A 1097-nucleotide genomic window follows, 5' to 3' on the forward strand; every position below is an offset into this window, starting at 1 on the left:
CTGACCGCTGCCATCACTACCGTTCTGGCAAAAACCTACGGTGGTTCTGCTCGTGCATTCGACCAGATCGATAACGCGCCGGAAGAAAAAGCTCGTGGTATCACCATCAACACCTCTCACGTTGAATACGACACCCCGACCCGTCACTACGCGCACGTTGACTGCCCGGGCCACGCCGACTACGTGAAAAACATGATCACCGGTGCTGCTCAGATGGACGGCGCTATCCTGGTTGTTGCTGCGACTGACGGCCCGATGCCGCAGACCCGTGAGCACATCCTGCTGGGTCGTCAGGTAGGCGTTCCGTACATCATCGTGTTCCTGAACAAGTGCGACATGGTTGATGACGAAGAGCTGCTGGAACTGGTAGAGATGGAAGTTCGCGAACTGCTGTCTCAGTACGACTTCCCGGGCGATGACACCCCGATCGTACGTGGTTCCGCGCTGAAAGCGCTGGAAGGCGACGCTGAGTGGGAAGCGAAAATCATCGAACTGGCTGGCTTCCTGGATTCCTACATCCCGGAACCGGAGCGCGCAATTGACAAGCCGTTCCTGCTGCCGATCGAAGACGTATTCTCCATCTCCGGTCGTGGTACCGTAGTAACCGGTCGTGTAGAGCGCGGCATCATCAAGGTTGGTGAAGAAGTTGAAATCGTGGGTATCAAAGATACCGCGAAATCCACCTGTACCGGTGTTGAAATGTTCCGCAAACTGCTGGACGAAGGCCGTGCCGGTGAGAACGTTGGTGTTCTGCTGCGTGGTATCAAACGTGAAGAAATCGAACGTGGTCAGGTACTGGCTAAGCCGGGCACCATCAAGCCGCACACCAAGTTCGAATCTGAAGTGTACATTCTGTCCAAAGACGAAGGCGGCCGTCACACTCCGTTCTTCAAAGGCTACCGTCCGCAGTTCTACTTCCGTACTACTGACGTGACTGGCACCATCGAACTGCCGGAAGGCGTTGAGATGGTAATGCCGGGCGACAACATCAAAATGGTTGTTACCCTGATCCACCCGATCGCGATGGACGACGGTCTGCGTTTCGCAATCCGCGAAGGCGGCCGTACCGTTGGCGCGGGCGTGGTTGCTAAAGTTCT

Annotated in this window: 1 protein-coding gene; it reads left to right on the top strand. The window is 56.1% G+C overall.

From position 1 onward, the window contains the following. Nucleotides 1–1097 (top strand): elongation factor Tu (gene tuf, locus DW56_RS08985; protein WP_024551992.1); only part of this gene is annotated, 1097 nt, incomplete at both ends.

Source organism: Franconibacter helveticus LMG 23732 (assembly GCF_000463115.2).
Lineage (GTDB): Bacteria > Pseudomonadota > Gammaproteobacteria > Enterobacterales > Enterobacteriaceae > Franconibacter > Franconibacter helveticus.